Genomic DNA, 1874 nt, shown 5'->3' on the forward strand with positions numbered 1-1874 from the left:
CATTTTATGTAATAATACTACAATGCAAAAACTGACTAATCAAAATCTTCACATTATTTTGTCGGAACGCTTAAATGATACCGACTTTGTTCTTATTCTCAATGCATTAATCAAATTTTTGCGCCGAGGAGGCAAAAAACAGGCTTCCGAACGTTTCGATTTGATTTTATCTACTTTAAAACAAGACGATGCTTTATGCCGTCAATTCAGCCTGCGCTTCTATGCCTGGCTGTCCAAAGTTCACATCTATCCTGCGCTGATTAAGCTGGGTATTTTCTCGCGCCATAGTTTTACTCGGGAGATGGGCATACGGATTTACGAACGTTTCAGCCCGTCTTATAAAGATTTTTCCAATCTGCGCGAAGTGTTTTTGTATCTTTTCCATTCGAAAAACGATGATAAATGGTTGCAAACCCTGAGTTTGCGCCAATGGTTGAGCATGTATGAATTGTTGCAGGGCAAAGCGGATCCTGCTTTGCTTCAGACGGCCAGCCGACAGTTGGCAGATGCCCGTTTGCGAGCGGTGGAAATGCTGTCGATTTGGATTGCTTCCGAAGCGATTGAGCCGGATTTAATACGGATTGCCCCCCGTTTGTTGGAGGCGGATTCGGCATTTGTCGCCTTACAACGTGAAATTGCAAAATTGGTAGAACACTATCGCCACAGCGAAGAAACTTATGATACGGCGCACTTGGAGGTCATGTTTGACCAGTGCGACAAGCAAATTGAGTATCTGCGTCGTCGTGGTACAGGAGCAGGGTCTGGTTCGTCAGTGAAAGTGGCACACTTGCTGGAGCGCCTGCAACAAACCATAGGCCGTCTGAAACTGTTGACCAATATTCAAATCGAAACCGGCAGCCGTACCCGCTTAACCATCAATCTGATGAATGCGATGATTTACGCGGCGGTAGAGCAATACAGCACCAGCCACTTGCGTAAAAGCAGTATCCGAATGCTGGCACGCAGTATTACGGAAAACAAAAGCCATCATGGTGAGCATTACATTACGCGCAACCGTAGCGAATATTTCAAAATGTTTTATTCCGCAGCAGGCGGCGGCGTAATTATTGCTCTGATGGCATTGAATAAAATCCATATTGCGTCTTTGGGATTCGGCGAGTTTACGACGTCATTCCTTGCCGGACTTAACTACGGCTTAGGCTTTATGTTGACTCATATGCTGCACTGCACCGTTGCGACCAAGCAGCCTGCCATGACGGCGGCGAGCTTTGCCGAGCAGGTGGACTCAAATGAAGGCAGCAAGGCGGTGGACAACAAATTGGCAAAACTGCTGATTGACGTGTGTCGTTCGCAAAGTGTTGCCGTATTTGGTAATGTATCGATTGCCGTATTGTTGGCGGCGGGGATCGCTTGGGGTTATGCCTACACGCATGGCCAGCCTTTATTGAATGAGGCAGTTACAGCCTACCAGTTTAAATCTATTGAGATTTTTACTCAGCCGACTTTATGGTATGCCGCTATTGCCGGTGTATGGCTGTTTTGCTCGGGGATTATTGCCGGCTTCTTTGACAACCGTTCCGATTATCTGAACCTGCGTCAGCGCCTGCCGTTTAATCCGTTTTTACGAAAAATCATGCGTCCGCAGCCACGCCGCCGTCTGGCCGCTTATATTCATAAGCATTACGGCTCGCTTATGGGCAATTTTATTTTTGGTATGCTTTTGGGGATGACCGGCTATTTCGGCCATCTTTTCGGCTTGCCGCTGGATATTCGCCATGTGGCGTTCTCTTCGGCAAATTTGGGTTATGCCGCGATTAGCGGTCATGCAGATATATTCACTTTTATGCTTGGCTTGGCAAGTGTATTGGCAATCGGCATGGTGAATCTGGTGGTCAGCTTTTCTTTAGCTTTGG

The 1874-nt window shown here is 47.0% G+C and carries 1 protein-coding gene; it reads left to right on the forward strand.

All coding sequences use genetic code 11. The annotated features are described in order from the left end of the window. Positions 1 to 22: 22 nt before the first annotated feature. Positions 23 to 1874 (forward strand): site-specific recombinase (locus ACTHUE_RS17385; protein ID WP_440424061.1); only part of this gene is annotated, 1852 nt, incomplete at its 3' end.

The organism is Neisseria sp. P0021.S005, assembly GCF_051956955.1.